The organism is Micromonospora sp. DT233, from assembly GCF_049841815.1.
In the GTDB taxonomy this organism is placed as follows: domain Bacteria; phylum Actinomycetota; class Actinomycetes; order Mycobacteriales; family Micromonosporaceae; genus Micromonospora.
Genome location: NZ_JBNCLB010000004.1, coordinates 272,581 through 286,502 on the forward strand (window position 1 = coordinate 272,581; position 13,922 = coordinate 286,502).

General features: G+C 75.1%; 12 protein-coding genes and 1 pseudogene. 6 read left to right on the top strand and 7 right to left on the bottom strand.

From position 1 onward, the window contains the following. Positions 1-117 precede the first annotated feature (117 nt). The 3 genes from ACLQ2V_RS12370 to ACLQ2V_RS12380 all read right to left on the bottom strand — a co-directional run bounded on the left by ACLQ2V_RS12370 (position 118) and on the right by ACLQ2V_RS12380 (position 3,795). Positions 118-1,944, bottom strand: coding sequence for an AMP-dependent synthetase/ligase (locus tag ACLQ2V_RS12370; RefSeq protein WP_425718571.1), 1,827 nt, complete (start codon positions 1,942-1,944; stop codon positions 118-120). Positions 1,945-2,100: 156 nt separating this feature from the next. Continuing rightward, positions 2,101-3,033, bottom strand: a complete 933-nt coding sequence (locus ACLQ2V_RS12375; protein ID WP_425718572.1) for a terpene synthase family protein — start codon at positions 3,031-3,033, stop codon at positions 2,101-2,103. Between the two features lie 132 nt (positions 3,034-3,165). Next, the gene (locus ACLQ2V_RS12380; protein ID WP_425718573.1) at positions 3,166-3,795 is read right to left on the bottom strand and encodes a TIGR03085 family metal-binding protein; all 630 of its coding nucleotides are present in this window, start codon (positions 3,793-3,795) and stop codon (positions 3,166-3,168) included. 151 nt (positions 3,796-3,946) lie between these two features. On the opposite strand from ACLQ2V_RS12380, the gene ACLQ2V_RS12385 reads away from it, so the two are divergent. The 3 genes from ACLQ2V_RS12385 (at position 3,947) to ACLQ2V_RS12395 (ending at position 8,686) form a co-directional block, all read left to right on the top strand. Further along, a complete protein-coding gene (locus ACLQ2V_RS12385) occupies positions 3,947-5,821 on the top strand; it encodes an ABC transporter ATP-binding protein (RefSeq protein WP_425718574.1) in 1,875 nt (624 codons plus the stop codon). Positions 5,822-5,929: 108 nt separating this feature from the next. Continuing rightward, on the top strand, positions 5,930-7,723 hold the full coding sequence (locus ACLQ2V_RS12390; RefSeq protein ID WP_425718575.1) for an ABC transporter ATP-binding protein: 1,794 nt from the start codon (positions 5,930-5,932) through the stop codon (positions 7,721-7,723). Between the two features lie 171 nt (positions 7,724-7,894). Continuing rightward, on the top strand, positions 7,895-8,686 hold the full coding sequence (locus ACLQ2V_RS12395; protein ID WP_425718576.1) for a DUF2470 domain-containing protein: 792 nt from the start codon (positions 7,895-7,897) through the stop codon (positions 8,684-8,686). 45 nt (positions 8,687-8,731) lie between these two features. On the opposite strand, the gene ACLQ2V_RS12400 is transcribed toward ACLQ2V_RS12395, so the two are convergent. From ACLQ2V_RS12400 to ACLQ2V_RS12410, 3 genes are all read right to left on the bottom strand, one after another. Continuing rightward, positions 8,732-9,328 carry a TetR family transcriptional regulator gene (locus ACLQ2V_RS12400; protein WP_425718577.1) on the bottom strand — a complete coding sequence of 199 codons (597 nt, stop codon included), beginning with the start codon at positions 9,326-9,328 and terminating at the stop codon, positions 8,732-8,734. Positions 9,329-9,502: 174 nt separating this feature from the next. Then, positions 9,503-10,258: an ABC transporter permease gene (locus ACLQ2V_RS12405; protein ID WP_425718578.1), complete on the bottom strand. Its 756-nt coding sequence runs from the start codon at positions 10,256-10,258 to the stop codon at positions 9,503-9,505. After that, positions 10,255-11,016 (bottom strand): ABC transporter ATP-binding protein, encoded by a 762-nt coding sequence (locus tag ACLQ2V_RS12410; RefSeq protein ID WP_425718579.1) that lies wholly within the window; start codon positions 11,014-11,016, stop codon positions 10,255-10,257. The genes ACLQ2V_RS12405 and ACLQ2V_RS12410 overlap by 4 nt, the downstream gene beginning before the upstream one ends. 409 nt (positions 11,017-11,425) lie before the next feature. Here ACLQ2V_RS12410 and ACLQ2V_RS12415 point away from each other — a divergent pair. From ACLQ2V_RS12415 to ACLQ2V_RS12425, 3 genes and pseudogenes are all read left to right on the top strand, one after another. Then, positions 11,426-11,947: pseudogene (locus ACLQ2V_RS12415) on the top strand (phosphoribosyl-AMP cyclohydrolase); the annotation flags it as partial. A gap of 186 nt (positions 11,948-12,133) precedes the next feature. After that, entirely contained in the window at positions 12,134-12,568 is a 435-nt protein-coding gene (hisI, locus tag ACLQ2V_RS12420) for a phosphoribosyl-AMP cyclohydrolase (RefSeq protein WP_425718829.1), read from the top strand. Then, positions 12,565-13,176, top strand: coding sequence for a Trp biosynthesis-associated membrane protein (locus tag ACLQ2V_RS12425; protein WP_425718580.1), 612 nt, complete (start codon positions 12,565-12,567; stop codon positions 13,174-13,176). The genes hisI and ACLQ2V_RS12425 overlap by 4 nt, the downstream gene beginning before the upstream one ends. Before the next feature lie 138 nt (positions 13,177-13,314). Here ACLQ2V_RS12425 and ACLQ2V_RS12430 read toward each other — a convergent pair whose 3' ends face one another. After that, positions 13,315-13,560: a hypothetical protein gene (locus ACLQ2V_RS12430; RefSeq protein ID WP_425718581.1), complete on the bottom strand. Its 246-nt coding sequence runs from the start codon at positions 13,558-13,560 to the stop codon at positions 13,315-13,317. Positions 13,561-13,922 lie beyond the last annotated feature (362 nt).

Consider the following 13,922-nt stretch of genomic DNA (forward strand, 5'->3'; position numbering starts at 1 on the left):
CGCCGCAGCCCCACCACGCCCGCATCGCCGCAGCCCCACCCCGCCCGCTCGCGGATCGCGAACGGCGACGGCCGTGTCCCGGGACGGTGGGACACGGCCGCCGGTGGCTCGCCCGGTCTACAGCTCGGCGAGGGTGCCCGCGTACATCTTCTCGATCTCGGCCGCGAAGTTGCTCTCCACGCTGCGGCGTTTGATCTTCAGCGACGGCGTCATCTCGCCGTCCTCGATGGTCAGGTCCCGGGGCAGCACGGCGACCTTCTTGATCGTCTCCCAGCGGTTGAGCTTCGCGTTGAGCTCGGCGACGTACCCCTCGACCATGGCCCGGACCTCGTCGGAGGCGACGATCTCGGCGTACGGGCGGCCCTCCAGCGGGCCGCCGGCCGCCCAGCCCGCCAGGGCGTCGGGGTCGAGGCTGACCAGCATCGTGCAGTAGTTGCGGGCCTGGCCGACCACGATCGCCTGCGAGGTGTACGGGCAGAGCGCCTTGAACATGCCCTCGATGTGCGACGGCGCGACGTACTTGCCGCCGGAGGTCTTGACCAGGTCCTTCTTGCGGTCGGTGATGCGCAGGTAGCCGTCGTCGTCGAGGGTGCCGATGTCACCGGTGCGGAAGAACCCGTCGTCGGTGAACGCGGCGGCGGTCTCCTCGGGCAGGTTGTGGTAGCCGCGCATCACCGGCCGGCCGCGCAGCAGGATCTCCCCGTCGGTGTCGATGCGGCACTCCAGGTCGCCCAACGGGCGGCCCACGGTGCCGATGCGCAGCCCGTCCGGCGGGTTGACGAAGTTGCCGGCGCTGGTCTCGGTGAGGCCGTACCCCTCGGAGATGGGCAGGTTGGCGGCGGCGAAGAAGGTGGCGATCTCCTTGCTCAGCGGGGCCGCGCCGGAGACCAGCACCCGGATCCGCCCGCCGAGGCGGGCCTGGAGCTTGCTGAAGACCAGCTTCTCGGCCACCGCGTACTTCAGCCGCAGCGCCGCCGGGACCGGCCGGCCGGCCTGCTCCAGAGCGGTCTTCTCCTGCCCGACCCGGACCCCCCAGCCGAAGATCTTCGCCTTCGCGCCGCCGCCGCCCCGGGCGGTGGTGACGGTCTTGTTGTAGACCTTCTCGAAGACCCGGGGCGCCCCGCACATCAGCGTCGGCCGGATGACGCCGAGCAGGTCGACCAGCCGGTCCACCCGCCCGTCGACGTAGGTCGGCAGGCCGACGTGGGTGGCGCCGCAGAGCAGGGTCTTGCCGAACGAGTGCGACAGCGGCAGCCACAGGTATTGCAGGTCGTCGTCGCGCAGCAACCCCGCCTCGGCCTGCGCCACGCCCTCCCAGCACCAGCCGCCGTGCAGCAGCTCGACGCCCTTGGGTCGGCCGGTGGTGCCCGAGGTGTAGATCAGGGTGGCCAGGTGCTCGGGGCCGATGCCCTCCACCAGCCGCTCGACGAGCCCCGGCTCGGTGGCCAGCAGGCGCGCGCCCCGCTGCTCCAACTCGGCGAGGGTGAGCTGGGGCACGGCCGCGTCGGGGTCGGCCTGGCCGTCGAGGAGCACCACGTGGGTCAGCGCCGGCAGAGACGCGCCGGCGACCTTCGCGGCCTGGGTCGGGTTCTCCGCGAAGAGCACCACCGAGCCGGAGTCGGCGATGATGTACGTCGCGTCCTCCGGCTCGGTGGTCGGATAGACGGTGGTGGTGGCGCCGCCGGCGCACATGATGCCGAAGTCGACGATGACCCACTCGATCCTGGTGTTCGCCAGGATCGCCACCGGGTCCTCCTGGCCGACGCCGAGCTCGTGCAGCCCGGCCGCGACCGCCTTGGCCCGGTGCCCGACCTGCTCCCACGTCAGCCAGACCGGACCGGAGTCGTCGGGGGCGGGGTGGGCGAAGGCCTGACGGTCGGGGGACGCCGCCACGCGCTTGAGGAACATGTCGGGCAGGGAACGGTACGGTACATCGAGAGCCATCGCTGTAGCCGCCTTCAAAGGGTGGAGGCGTGACAGTGGTCACGTCGGTCTGCGGTTACCGAAGGGTATTGCCTTGACCGGGGCATCGGCTAGCCCCGGTGGGCGGGAGCGCTCAGCAGCGGCGCGCCCCGTGCTCAGCGGCGGCCCCGCTGGCGCTCAGCAGAAGCGGGCGGCGCGCAGCGACCAGTCGTAGGTGGCCCGCACCCAGTTGCGCCGCGCGGCCAGGAAGGGCAGCACCGTCGGGTCGTCCCCGGCGAGCAGGGCCGCCTCCTGCTCGGCGTACACGCTCAGGGTCCGGTTGAACCGATCGGCGGCGGCCCGCAGCGCGGTCGGCTCGTCGTGACCGGCCTCGGCCGCGATGGCGCTGACCAGGTTGTGCGCGTCCGGCCCCGACCGGTTCTCCTTGTCGTACGAGAAGAGGTCGTTGCACCAGCAGACCAGGTCCACGGCCAGGGTCTCGACGCCGATCAGTGCCGGCTCGACCCGGCGCGACGCGCTCGCCGGGGCGTCGTAGGCCAGGTCGGTCAGGGTGAAGGCGGGGTGCACCGCCCCGGTGTGCCGGCGCAGCTGGATGTACTCCGCGACGCCGGGGACCCGGTGGTGTTCCCGGTTCGCCGCCTCCCAGAGCAGGGCCAGCAGGTAGTCGCGCACCTGGCCCACGAAGCGCAGCAGCAGCTCCGGCGAGCCCTGGGCGCGGGTGCGCCGGCAGAGGTCGTCCAGGGCGGCGCAGAGCGGGCTGTCGCCCCCGCCGCCCGGCGCCCCGTGCCGGTCCAGCACGTCGAGCAGGTCGACCACGGCCGGGGCGAGCCGGGCGGGCCCGTCGCCGAGGCCGTCCTCGTCGCACGCGTCATCGACCACGAAGAGCCAGGTGAGCAGGTCGGAGAGCAGCCGCAGCCGGTCGGCGGCCACGTCCGGGCAGGCCCGCCCGGCCAGCTCGGCGGCGGCGGCCTGCCGCAGCCGCCGCTCGTCGGTGATCAGGCCCAACTCCCGCGCCCAGCGCAGGCTCTGCTCGGCGGCGGCGTCGGTGTCGACGTGCCGGCACTGCGGGAACGGTGGTTCTTCCAGCGCCGTGACCGCGAAGCCGCGCATGTCGCCCTCCCCGGGGTGTGGTCGCCCGGTGACTTAACGACGACGCACGACAGTACGCCACCGGCGATCGACTGTCATGAGTCGGCCGGCAGCACCTCGACGCTCCACTGTGGCCGGTCGTGCAAGCCCTGGTCAGATGCCCAGGCGGGCGGCGCGCAGCCGCTGCGCCACCGCCGCCGGCCCGTCCACCTGGACCCGTGCCACCCGCTGCCGGCCGGTCAGGAAGAGCACCAGCTCGCCCGGCGCGGCGACCACCCTGATCCGTTCCCCGCCCCGCCCCGCCGACAGCTCGCCGTAGCCGGGGGCCTGCACCAGCAGATCGGCCGGGAACCGGCGCAACGCCAGCCGACCCAGCACCGAGGCCCGCCGCCACAGCAGGGTGTTCAGCCCGGCCGGCAGGTCGCGGGGCTGCCAACCGGCCTGCGCCCGGCGCACGTCCTCGTGGTGGATGTAGAACTCCATGGTGTTGGTCAGCTCGTCGGCCAGCGGGTTGCTCACCGGGCTCCACACCGGCGGGCGGCGCACCTGCCCGACCAGCTCCGCGAAGGGTTGCGCGGCGACGCGTCGGCGGACCCGCTCGGCGTACCCGCGCAGCGGCGGCAGCAGGATCCCGCCGGCGGCGTCCGGCCGCCGCTCCCGCACGACGAGGTGGGCGGCGAGGTCCCGGACGGACCAGCCCTCGTTGACGGTGGGGGCGTCCGGACCCAGCTCCAGCATGAGGTCGGCGAGCGACTGGCGCTCCGACCGGGCGTAGCGCGGCATCATTCGATGGTAGGCCGCCGCGCCGCCCTCGGCCGAGGGCGCGGGCGAGGGCGGCGGGACGTGACCGCCGACATACCCGGTCGGTGGCCCCGGCAGGGGACCCGAGGGGGTAAGGATGAGGGGATAATCGGGGCTTACGGCGGGGGAGAGCGTGACCAGCAGGACAAGTCGGGACGTGCTCCGCAGAGGGCTGTCCGTGCTCGGCAGGGCCATTCGGGAGCAGCCGCGGATCTTCACCGTCGCGGTGGCGGGCAGCGTGCTGTTCGGCCTGCTGGTGATCGCCAGCGCCTACGTCGTGGGTGCCGTGGTCGGCGACGTGGTGGTGCCGGCGATCGAGCAGGGCTCGGTCGGGGTGGGCGCGTTGGCCCTCGCCGCCGGGGTGCTCCTCGGCATCAGCGTGCTGCGGGTGGTCGGCATCTTCGGCCGCCGCCTGGGCGCCGGTTTCATGCAGTACCGGCTCCAGGCCGCGTACCGCCGCCGGGTCACCCGCCGCTACCTTGAGCTGCCGTTGGCCTGGCACCAGCGCAACGCCACCGGCACCCTGCTCTCCAACGCCAACTCCGACGTCGAGGCGGCCTGGTACCCGATCGCCCCGCTGCCGTTCGCGGTCGGCACGCTCGTGATGCTGGTCGGCGCGATCGCCTCGCTCTTCGCCACCGACTGGGCGCTGGCCCTGGTCGGGCTGACCGTCTTCCCGGCGCTGTTCTCCCTCAACGTCGTCTACTCCCGCCGGATGGCTCCCCGCCAGGCCCGCGCCCAGCGGCTGCGCGCCGAGGTCAGCGGGATCGCCCACGAGAGCTTCGACGGCGCGCTGGTGGTCAAGACCATGGGCCGCGAGGCACAGGAGACGGCGCGCTTCTCCGGGCGGGCCGGCGAGCTGCGCGACGCGCTGATCTCCGTGGGCCGGCTGCGCGGTGTCTTCGACCCGCTGCTGGAGACCCTGCCCAGCCTCGGCACCCTCGCCGTGCTGGTGGTCGGCGCGTTCCGGTTGCGGGCGGGCGCGATCACCGTCACCGAGCTGGTCAGCGTGGCCTTCCTCTTCACCGTCCTGGCGTTCCCGGTGCGGGCCATCGGCTGGGTCCTCGCCGAGCTGCCGCGCAGCGTCGCCGGCTGGGACCGGGTGCGCCGGGTGCTCGACGCCACCGGCGAGATGCCGTACGGGGACCACACGCTCGACCCGGCCGATCCCACCCCGGCCACCCTGGCCTTCGCCGGGGTCAGCTTCGCGTACGAGCCGGCCGAGGCGCACCTGCCCGGCGTGCAGGTGCTCGGCGAGGTCTCCTTCACCGTGCCGGCCGGCCGGACCGTCGCCCTGGTCGGGCCGACCGGCTCCGGAAAGTCCACGATCGCCGCGCTGGCGGTGCGACTGGTCGACCCGCTCTCCGGTGCCGTCGAGCTCGACGGGGTGGACGTGCGCCAACTGACCGCCGAGTCGCTGGCCGGCACCGCCGCGCTGGTGGCCCAGGTGCCGTTCGTCTTCGACGACACGGTCCGGGCCAACGTCACCCTCGACCGGCCCGGCATCGGCGACGAGGACGTCTGGGCGGCGCTGCGGCTGGCCGAGGCGGACGGCTTCGTCGCCGCGCTCCCCGACGGCCTGGACACCATGGTCGGCGAGCGGGGCACCTCGCTCTCCGGCGGGCAGCGCCAGCGGCTCACCCTGGCCCGGGCGCTGGCCGGGCGGCCCCGGCTGCTGGTCCTCGACGACGCCACCAGCGCGGTGGACCCCCGGGTGGAGGCGGCGATCCTCGCCGCGCTGCGCACGCCGGCCGCCGGCGGGCCGGCCGCCTCGATCCTGGTGGTGGCCTACCGGCGGGCGACCATCGCGCTGGCCGACGAGGTGATCTACCTGGAGCAGGGGCGGGTCGTCGCCCGGGGCACCCACACCGAGCTGCTGGCCACCGTCGGCGGCTACGCCGACCTGGTCACCGCCTACGAACACGCCGAGACCGACCCGAAGCGGCAGCGCACCCCCGACGAGGTCACGCCGTTGGCCTCCGGCCTGGAGATCGAGGTGGACCGGTGAGCGCGAGGAGTGAGCTTGCGAGCCCCGCAGTCGTGAACGGAAGGCAGGCCCGGTGAGCGCGAGGAGTGAGCTTGCGAGCCCCGCAGTCGTGAACGGAAGGCAGGCCCGGTGAGCGCCACCACGGTGGAGGACGAGCGGCGGGCGGCGGAGCCGACCGAGAGCACCTGGCAGACCCTGCGGCGGGGCCTGGCCCTCTCCCCGGAGCTGCGCACGGGCCTGCTGGGCACGATCGTCCTGGCGCTGGTCTACATGGTCGGCCGGGTGGCCGTGCCGGTGGCGGTGCAGCAGGGCATCGACCGGGGCATCGTCGGCGGCCTGGACCTGGACGTGGTCTGGGTGGTCGTCGCCACCACGGTCGCGGTGCTGGTGGTGACCACGACCTGCGGTTACCTGATGATGCGGCGACTGTTCACGGTCAGCGAGACCGCCCTGGCCAACGTGCGGACCCGGGCCTTCCGGCACGTGCACGACCTGTCGATGCTGCACCAGCAGTCCGAGCGGCGCGGCTCCCTGGTCTCCCGGGTGACCAGCGACGTCGACCAGATCACCCAGTTCCTGCAGTGGGGCGGGGTCATCCTGATCGTCAACCTCGGTCAGCTCGTGGTGACCACGGCGGTGATGTTGGCGTACTCCTGGCAGTTGACCCTGGTGGTGATCGTCGCGTTCGCCCCGGCGGTGCTGGCGATCCGGCTGCTGCAGCGCCGCCTGGCCGGCGCGTACGGGCTGGTCCGGCAGCGGATGGGCACCCTGCTGGGCACGATCGCGGAGAGCGTCGTGGGGGCGTCGGTGATCCGGGCGTACGGCATCTCGGGGCGCACCGCCCGCCGGCTGGACACGGCGATCGAGGGGCAGCGGCAGGCCCAGCAGCGGGCGATCCGGATCAGCGTGCTGGGCAGCTCGGTGGGGGAGTTGGGGGCGGGGCTGGCGCTGGCCGCGGTGGTCGTCCTCGGCATCACCCTGGGGGTGGACGGCACCCTGTCGATCGGTCAGCTCACGGCGTTCCTGTTCCTGGTGACGCTCTTCATCCAGCCGGTGCAGATCGCCACCGAGGTGCTCAACGAGGCGCAGAACGCGATCGCCGGCTGGCGTCGGGTGCTCGACGTGCTCGACGTCGCCCCGGATGTGGCCGACCCGGGCGAGCAGGGGCGGGACCTGCCGGCGGGTCCGCTGGACATCCGCTTCGCGGGGGTCGGCTTCGCGTACCCGGGTGGGCCGCCGGTGCTGCACGACGTGAGCCTGGAGATCGCGGCGAAGAGCCGGGTGGCGGTGGTGGGGGAGACCGGCAGCGGCAAGACCACCTTCGCCAAGCTGCTCACCCGGCTGATGGACCCGACCGACGGGGAGGTGCTGCTCTCCGGGGTGTCGTTGCGTGCGGTCCGGTTCGCCTCGCTGCGCTCGCGGGTGGTGATGGTCCCGCAGGACGGCTTCCTCTTCGACGCCACGGTGGCGGAGAACGTCCGCTTCGCCCGGCCGGAGCTGACCGACGCCGAGCTGACGGCCGCCTTCACCGAGCTGGGGCTGGCGGACTGGCTCGACGGGCTGCCGGCCGGGCTGCACACGGCGGTCGGCGAGCGCGGCGAGGCGCTGAGCGTGGGGGAGCGGCAGCTCGTGGCGCTGGCGCGGGCGTACGTCGCGGACCCGGACCTGCTGGTGCTGGACGAGGCGACCAGCGCGGTCGATCCGGCCACCGAGGTGCGCCTGCAACGCACCCTGGACGCGGTGACCCGGGGCCGGACCACGCTGGCGATCGCCCACCGGCTCTCCACCGCCCAGTCCGCCGACGAGGTGATCGTGGTGGACCGGGGTCGGGTCGTGCAGCGCGGTCCGCACGACGAGTTGGTCCGCGACCCCGACTCGGTCTACGGGCTGCTCTACGCCTCCTGGCGGGAGCAGACCCGCTGACCCTGGCCGGAAGACCCGCTGAGCGGGCCCGGGGCGCCGGCCCTGAGCGGGCCCGGGGCGCCGGCCCGGGGCGGAGAGGCCGCCGGCCGGGCGGTGGCGGGTCTGCTGGACGGCGGGGCGGACGGTGATCTAGGGTGCTTCTTAGGTAAGCCTAACCTTCGGAGGTGGGTCATGCGCCCCAGCCCGGCCCGGTGCCCCAGTCCCGCCGAGACCGTCCGGACCCTGGTCGCCGGCCGGCTGCCGGGCCTGGCGTATCTCGCCCATCGATCCGGCCCGTTCCACGTCCGGCACGTCACCGACGCCGAGGGCCGGGTGCTGCTGCTCGTGCCGGTGCACAGCGACCTCGCCGCGGTGCTGCCCCGCGACCCGGGCACCGACGTGGCCGTGGCGCTCGACGTGCTGGACCTGCCCCCGGCGGCCGGCGCGCCGTCGCTGGGCCGGGCCTGGGTCTCCGGCTGGGCGGTGGCGCTGCACGGCGACGCCGCCCGCCGCGCCGCGCTGGACTTCGCCGAGGTGGAGCCCACGGGCGACCTGCTCGACGTCGGCACCCGGTTCCGGCTGCACCGCTTCGAGGTGGCCGAGGCCCGGCTGGAACGCCCCGAGGGGATGCTCCGGATCGACCCGCTGGCGTACGCCGAGGCCGAGCCGGATCCGCTGCACCCGGTGGAGGGGGAGCTGCTGACCGAGTTCGCCGGGCACCACGGCCGGGAGATGACGGCGTACGTCCGGCGACAGCTCGGCCTCGCAGAGTGCGCCCGCACCGACCCGCCCCGGGTGGTACGCGTCGACCGGTACGGGCTGGTGGTCTCCTTCGGCGGGCCCGGCACCCGGCGGCGGGCCCGGCTCGCCTTCCCGGCCCCGCTGGCCGGCCCCGGTGAGCTGGCCCGGCTGCTGCACCCGGTGCTCTGCCGCCACCCCGAGTCCCGCCACCCCGAGTCCCGCCACCGCGCCGGGCCGGCCTGACCCGGCGCGCGGCCTGACCCCGGCCTGTCCGGGCCCGCCCGCGCGCTACGGCAGGTCGTCGCGCAGGTACCGCTGGATCGTCGGGCCGATCGCGGCGACCAGGGTCTCCGCCGGTGCGGAGGCGGCCGGCTCCAGCCGGATCACGTGCCGCATCATGGCCAGCCCGACCAGCTGGGCGGCCACCAGGGACCCGCGCAGCGCCCGCTCGGCCGGGTCGACGTCGAGGTGGTCCATGACCCGCCGCAGCACCTGGGTGACCAGGAAGTCGCGCAGCATCCGGGCGGTCCACTCGTTGCTCACCGCGGAGCGCACCAGGGCCACGGCGGCGATGCCCGTCGTCGGGGAGTCCCAGATGCCCAGGAACGTGCGGACCAGCCGCTCGCCGACGGCGTCGGGGTCCTCGCCGAGCATCGCCGGGAGCAGCTCGCCGGGGTCGAGCGGGGCGCCCATCGCGGCCAGGAAGAGCTGGTCCTTGCTGACGAAGTAGTGGTGCACCAGCGCCGGGTCCACCCCGGCGGCCGCGGCGATCGACCGGATCGAGGTCGCGTCGAAGCCCCGCTCCGCGAACCCGGACCGGGCCGCGTCGAGGATCGCCTCCCGGGTGTCCGGGTTACCGGGTCGCCGGCCGGTCCGCCGCGCCATCGTCGCCCCCCGCTCCTGCCGTCGTCGCGCCGTCCCACCCCGCCCGGCTCGGCCGTCCCACCGGGCTCGGCCGTTCCGCCGGGCCCGGCCGTTCCGCCGGGCTCGGCCGTTCCAGCAGGCTCGGCCGTCCCGGCTGGCTCGGAGGCCCGCCGGGCTCGGCCGTCCCCGCTCGGCTCAGCCGCTGCGCCGGCGCAGGGTGGCCGCGGCGAGCACCAGCGCCAGCACCGCCGCGCCGGCCACCACCCCGAGGTCCCGCCACATCGTGGCGGTCGGCTCGGCGTGCGCGCCGACCTCCTGCAAGGCCTCCACCGCGTACGACAGGGGGAGGACGTCGCTGAACGCCTGGAGCCAGCCGGCCATCTCGGCGCGGGCGACGAAGAGCCCGCAGAGCAGGAGCTGGGGGATCACCACGACCGGCATGAACTGTACGGCCTGGAACTCGGTGCGGGCGAACGCGCTGCAGAGCAGGCCGAGGGCCACCCCGAGCACCGCGTCGACCACCGCGATGACGATGACCAGGGCGGCGCTGCCGGCGGTGTCCAGCCCGAAGACCCGGTACGCCACGGCGGCGGCGAGGGTGGCCTGCCCGGCGGCGGCGACGCCGAACGCGATGCCGTAGCCGAAGAGCAGGTCCAGCCGGCGCAGCGGGGTGGTGAGCAGCCGTTCCAGGGTGCCGGAGGTGCGCTCGCGCAGCATCGCGATGCTGGTCACCAGGAACATGATGACGAAGGGGAAGACGCCGAGCAGCACCAGCGCCACCCGGTCGAACATGGTCGGTGCGCCGGGCGGGGCGGGCTGGTCGGCGTACATGAAGTAGACGAGGGTGAGCAGCAGCGTCGGCACCGCCACCAGCAGGGCGACGGTGCGCCGGTCGTGCCGCAGTTGGCGCAGGATGCGCCCGGTGGTGGCGGCCAGGATGCGCGGGTTCACGCCGCACCTCCGTCGGCGTCGGCGGGGCGGCCCGGCCCGGCGGCGGTGCCCTCGGCCCGGATCAGGCGCAGGAACGCCTCGTCGAGGTCGTCGACCCCGGCGGCGGCGCGGACCGCGTCGGGGGTGTCGTCGGCGACCAGCCGCCCCTCGCGGATCAGCAGCAGCCGGTCGCAGCGGGCGGCCTCGTCCATCACGTGGCTGGAGACCAGCAGGGTCACCCCGGCCGAGGCGAGGGCGTGGAACCGGGCCCACAGGTCGGCGCGCAGCACCGGGTCCTGCCCGACGGTCGGCTCGTCGAGGACGATCAGCTCCGGCTCGCCGACCAGGGCGCAGGCCAGCGACGCCCGGCTGCGCTGGCCGCCGGAGAGGTTGCCGACGAGCTGCCCGGCCGCCTCCGCGAGCCCGACGTCGGCCACCGCGCGGTCGGCGTCGGCGTGGCCCCGGCCCTGCAGGACGGCGAAGTACCGGGCGTTCTCCCGGACGGTGAGGTCGGCGTAGACGCTGGGCGCCTGGGTCAGATAGCCGACCCGGCTGCGCAGCGCCGCCGAGCCGGCGGGGCGGCCGAGCACGGTCACCGAGCCGGAGCGGACCCGCTGCACCCCCACCACGGCCCGCATCAGCGTGGTCTTGCCGCTTCCGCTGGGCCCGAGCAGCCCGGTCACCGCGCCGCGCCGCACCGTGCAGCTCACCCCGTGCAGCACCCGCCGTCGGCCACGCTCCACGACCAGGTCACGGACCTCGATCGCCTCCTGCGCCATCGCCCACCTCCGAAGTCAACGACTAATGAATTCAACGCTAGGTGAATTGTCTCGCCGGGCGCAACCACCCGATCGCCCCATTCGAGAAACGACAGGCCGGGCTGCGGCCTCCAGACCGGACACTAGGCTTCGGACCGGGCGTCAGCCTTCGGACCGGACAGCCGGTCCGGCAACGGGCATTGCGCCCCGATCGGGCGTACGGCACGATGGCGCGGTGGGTCACGCTGCGTCACCCGAAACTGCCTTCCTCGACCACTGGACCGCCCGGCTGCGGCAGGCGGCCGAGCGCCCCGTCGTCGGCATCCTGCTGCGGGGCAGCCACGCCCGGCGGGCCGCCACCGCGCACAGCGACGTGGACCTCGACGTGCTCGTCACCGACGACGAGGCACCCTGCGCGACCGACCGCTGGATGAACCCCCCGTACGCCGCCCGCCGCGCCTACCTGGCCGAATCCGGCGGCCGGCTGACCCACGTGTCGGTGGCGGTGCGGGAGGTCCGCTCCTGGGTGGCCCGGCTGGCGCAGCCCGCCGAGTGGGCCTTCGGGCTGCCGGTCACCGCGCCGGCCCGGCTGCTCTGGGCCGACGAGCGCTGGCGCGACCGGATCGACCTGCCGGTGCTCTGCCAGCCCGCCGACGAGCCACGGCTGGAGGAACTGATCGCCACTCTCGGTAAGGTTGCCGGTGCCCGAGCCCACCACGACCACCTCGGCGTCCGGCTCGCCTGCGCCGACCTGGCCCGGCTCTGCCCGTCCGTGCTCCGGCTGGCCAACCCGTCGGTGCGGGTGACGTCGCGGCGGGCCGCGTTCAGCGCCGCGCTCGAGCTGCCGGTCGCCCCGCCCGGGTACCGCGACGACATGCTGCTCTGCCTCGGCGTGCGCCCCGGCGCCACCGAGCAACTCTGGGCCGCCGCCGGGCGGCTGGTCACCGGCACCGTCCCGCTGATCCTCCCGTACGCCGCCGAGATCGCGGCGGTGGCCGGCGCGGACCTGGCCGACGCCCTCGTCGACGGCCGGTTGACCCGCTACCTCGCCCAGCTCACCGCCGGGCCGACCCTTCCGCCGAGGCCCCGGCGGGAGCCGTCGACGGTGCCCGCACCGCGTGCCGGACAATGGGTCACTGTGCCCGTACCTGACCCGCCGGTGACCGGCGTCAACGCCCCGTCGGCCCCCGCACCGGGGGGCGGCCCCGCCCGCCCGTCCCGGCTCGATCCGGCCATCGCCGCCCGGCTGCGCCGCGACGCCGACGGCCTGGTGGCCGCCGTGGTCCGCCAGCACGACACCGGCGAGGTGCTGATGCTCGCCTGGATGGACGACGAGGCGCTGCACCGCACCCTCACCACCGGCCGGGCCACCTACTGGTCGCGCAGCCGCCAGGAGTACTGGGTCAAGGGCGCCACCTCCGGCCACCACCAACACGTCCGCGCCGTGGCCGTGGACTGCGACGGCGACGCGCTGCTGGTCACCGTGGACCAGGTCGGCGCGGCCTGCCACACCGGCGAGCGGACCTGCTTCTTCACCGACCTGCCGGTCGGCGCGCCGGGGGAGCGGGCATGACCGACCCGACGACCGCCCCGGGGACCGGTCGGGACGCCCCCGAGGCGGGGCGACCGGCCGCGCCGCGGCGGCGCGAGCTGACGTACGCGGTGCTGCTCTGCCTGGCCGGGGCGGGCCTGGCGCTGTGGGCGTCGACCCGGACCTGGTCGGTCGAGCTGACGGTGCGGCCCGCGCCGCTGTCGCCGGTGCGCGACGCCCGCACCGGGGGCGGGCTGCTGCCCTGGCTGCCGGCGCTGGCGGTGGTCGGGCTGGCCGGCGGCGGCGCGGTGCTGGCGACCCGGTCGGTGGTACGCCGGCTGCTCGGCGTCCTGCTGCTGGTGCTCGGCGTGGCCGTGGCGGTCGGCGGCGGCTACGGCCTCGTCGCCGACGTCGACGGGCAGGCCAGCCGGCAGTGGCCGGCGCTCTGCCTGGTCGGCGGGGTGCTCACCGCGCTCGGTGGGCTGCTCACCGCGCTGCGCGGCGCGCACTGGCCGGCGATGGGTGCCCGCTACGAGCGGCGGTCCCGACGGGCCGCCGACGCCGCCGCTCCCGTCGCCGCCGGCCCGGTGGCCGGGCCCCGCGAGGCGTGGGACGCGCTGGACCGGGGCGAGGACCCGACGGCCGACTGACCCGCCGACGGCCGACTGACCCGCCGACGGCCGACTGACCCGCCGACGGCCGACTGACCCGACGGCCCGCCGGGCCCGGTGAGGACCGGCGCGCTGGCCGGTGGACCACTTCCGGCGGGTCGCGGACCGGCCCGGCGGTCAGCCGACCGGCTGGCGGTCGCGGGCGGCGGCCAGCTCGGCCACCAGACGCTCCAGCTCGGCGCGCTGGTCGGCGCGGGCCCGGTCGGCGCAGACGGCCTCCCAGGCGTTGCCGCGCGCGGTGCGGATCCGGTCGTCGCCCACCACGGCCCGCTCCACGACGTGCACCACCTCGACGGCGAGCGACGCGACGGTACGGGAGATGGTGGTCAGTCCGATGCTCGGGTTGGGCCCGGCAGTGCTCATCTCGTCACCCCGCACGAATCGTTCCGACGGTTCAGGCCGGCGCGTGGCCGCGCCGTCCTCGGCCTCGGGCAGGCACGCCATCGAGTCTGCCCGACTTCGACGATGCCGGGCTCACGTTTCGCCGTGATGGCCGGCACGTCAACTCTGCGCCGGCCCGGGTGGGCGGGGCAGGGCCGTTCCGCCTTGACCTTCGTCACAGCCGGCGCTCCTTGTCACAGCCCGCACTCTCGTCACGGCCGGCAACGTCACAGCCGGCACTGTGGTCACGGCCGGCACTGCGGATGCGCCGGACCCCGCCGGTGCACGACAATGGATGCATGAATATGGGCGCTCGTCGATGGGCTGGTCGGCGTGCGCGCCGG

Bases quoted from the DNA above. Each gene is read 5' to 3' on its own strand.
- ACLQ2V_RS12370 (WP_425718571.1), bottom strand. From the start codon at position 1,944: ATGGCTCTCGATGTACCGTACCGTTCCCTGCCCGACATGTTCCTCAAG.
- ACLQ2V_RS12410 (WP_425718579.1), bottom strand. From the start codon at position 11,016: ATGGCGCAGGAGGCGATCGAGGTCCGTGACCTGGTCGTGGAGCGTGGC.
- ACLQ2V_RS12430 (WP_425718581.1), bottom strand. From the start codon at position 13,560: ATGAGCACTGCCGGGCCCAACCCGAGCATCGGACTGACCACCATCTCC.
- ACLQ2V_RS12375 (WP_425718572.1), bottom strand. From the start codon at position 3,033: ATGCGCGGCTTCGCGGTCACGGCGCTGGAAGAACCACCGTTCCCGCAG.
- ACLQ2V_RS12380 (WP_425718573.1), bottom strand. From the start codon at position 3,795: ATGCCGCGCTACGCCCGGTCGGAGCGCCAGTCGCTCGCCGACCTCATG.
- ACLQ2V_RS12425 (WP_425718580.1), top strand. From the start codon at position 12,565: ATGACCGACCCGACGACCGCCCCGGGGACCGGTCGGGACGCCCCCGAG.
- ACLQ2V_RS12395 (WP_425718576.1), top strand. From the start codon at position 7,895: ATGCGCCCCAGCCCGGCCCGGTGCCCCAGTCCCGCCGAGACCGTCCGG.
- ACLQ2V_RS12400 (WP_425718577.1), bottom strand. From the start codon at position 9,328: ATGGCGCGGCGGACCGGCCGGCGACCCGGTAACCCGGACACCCGGGAG.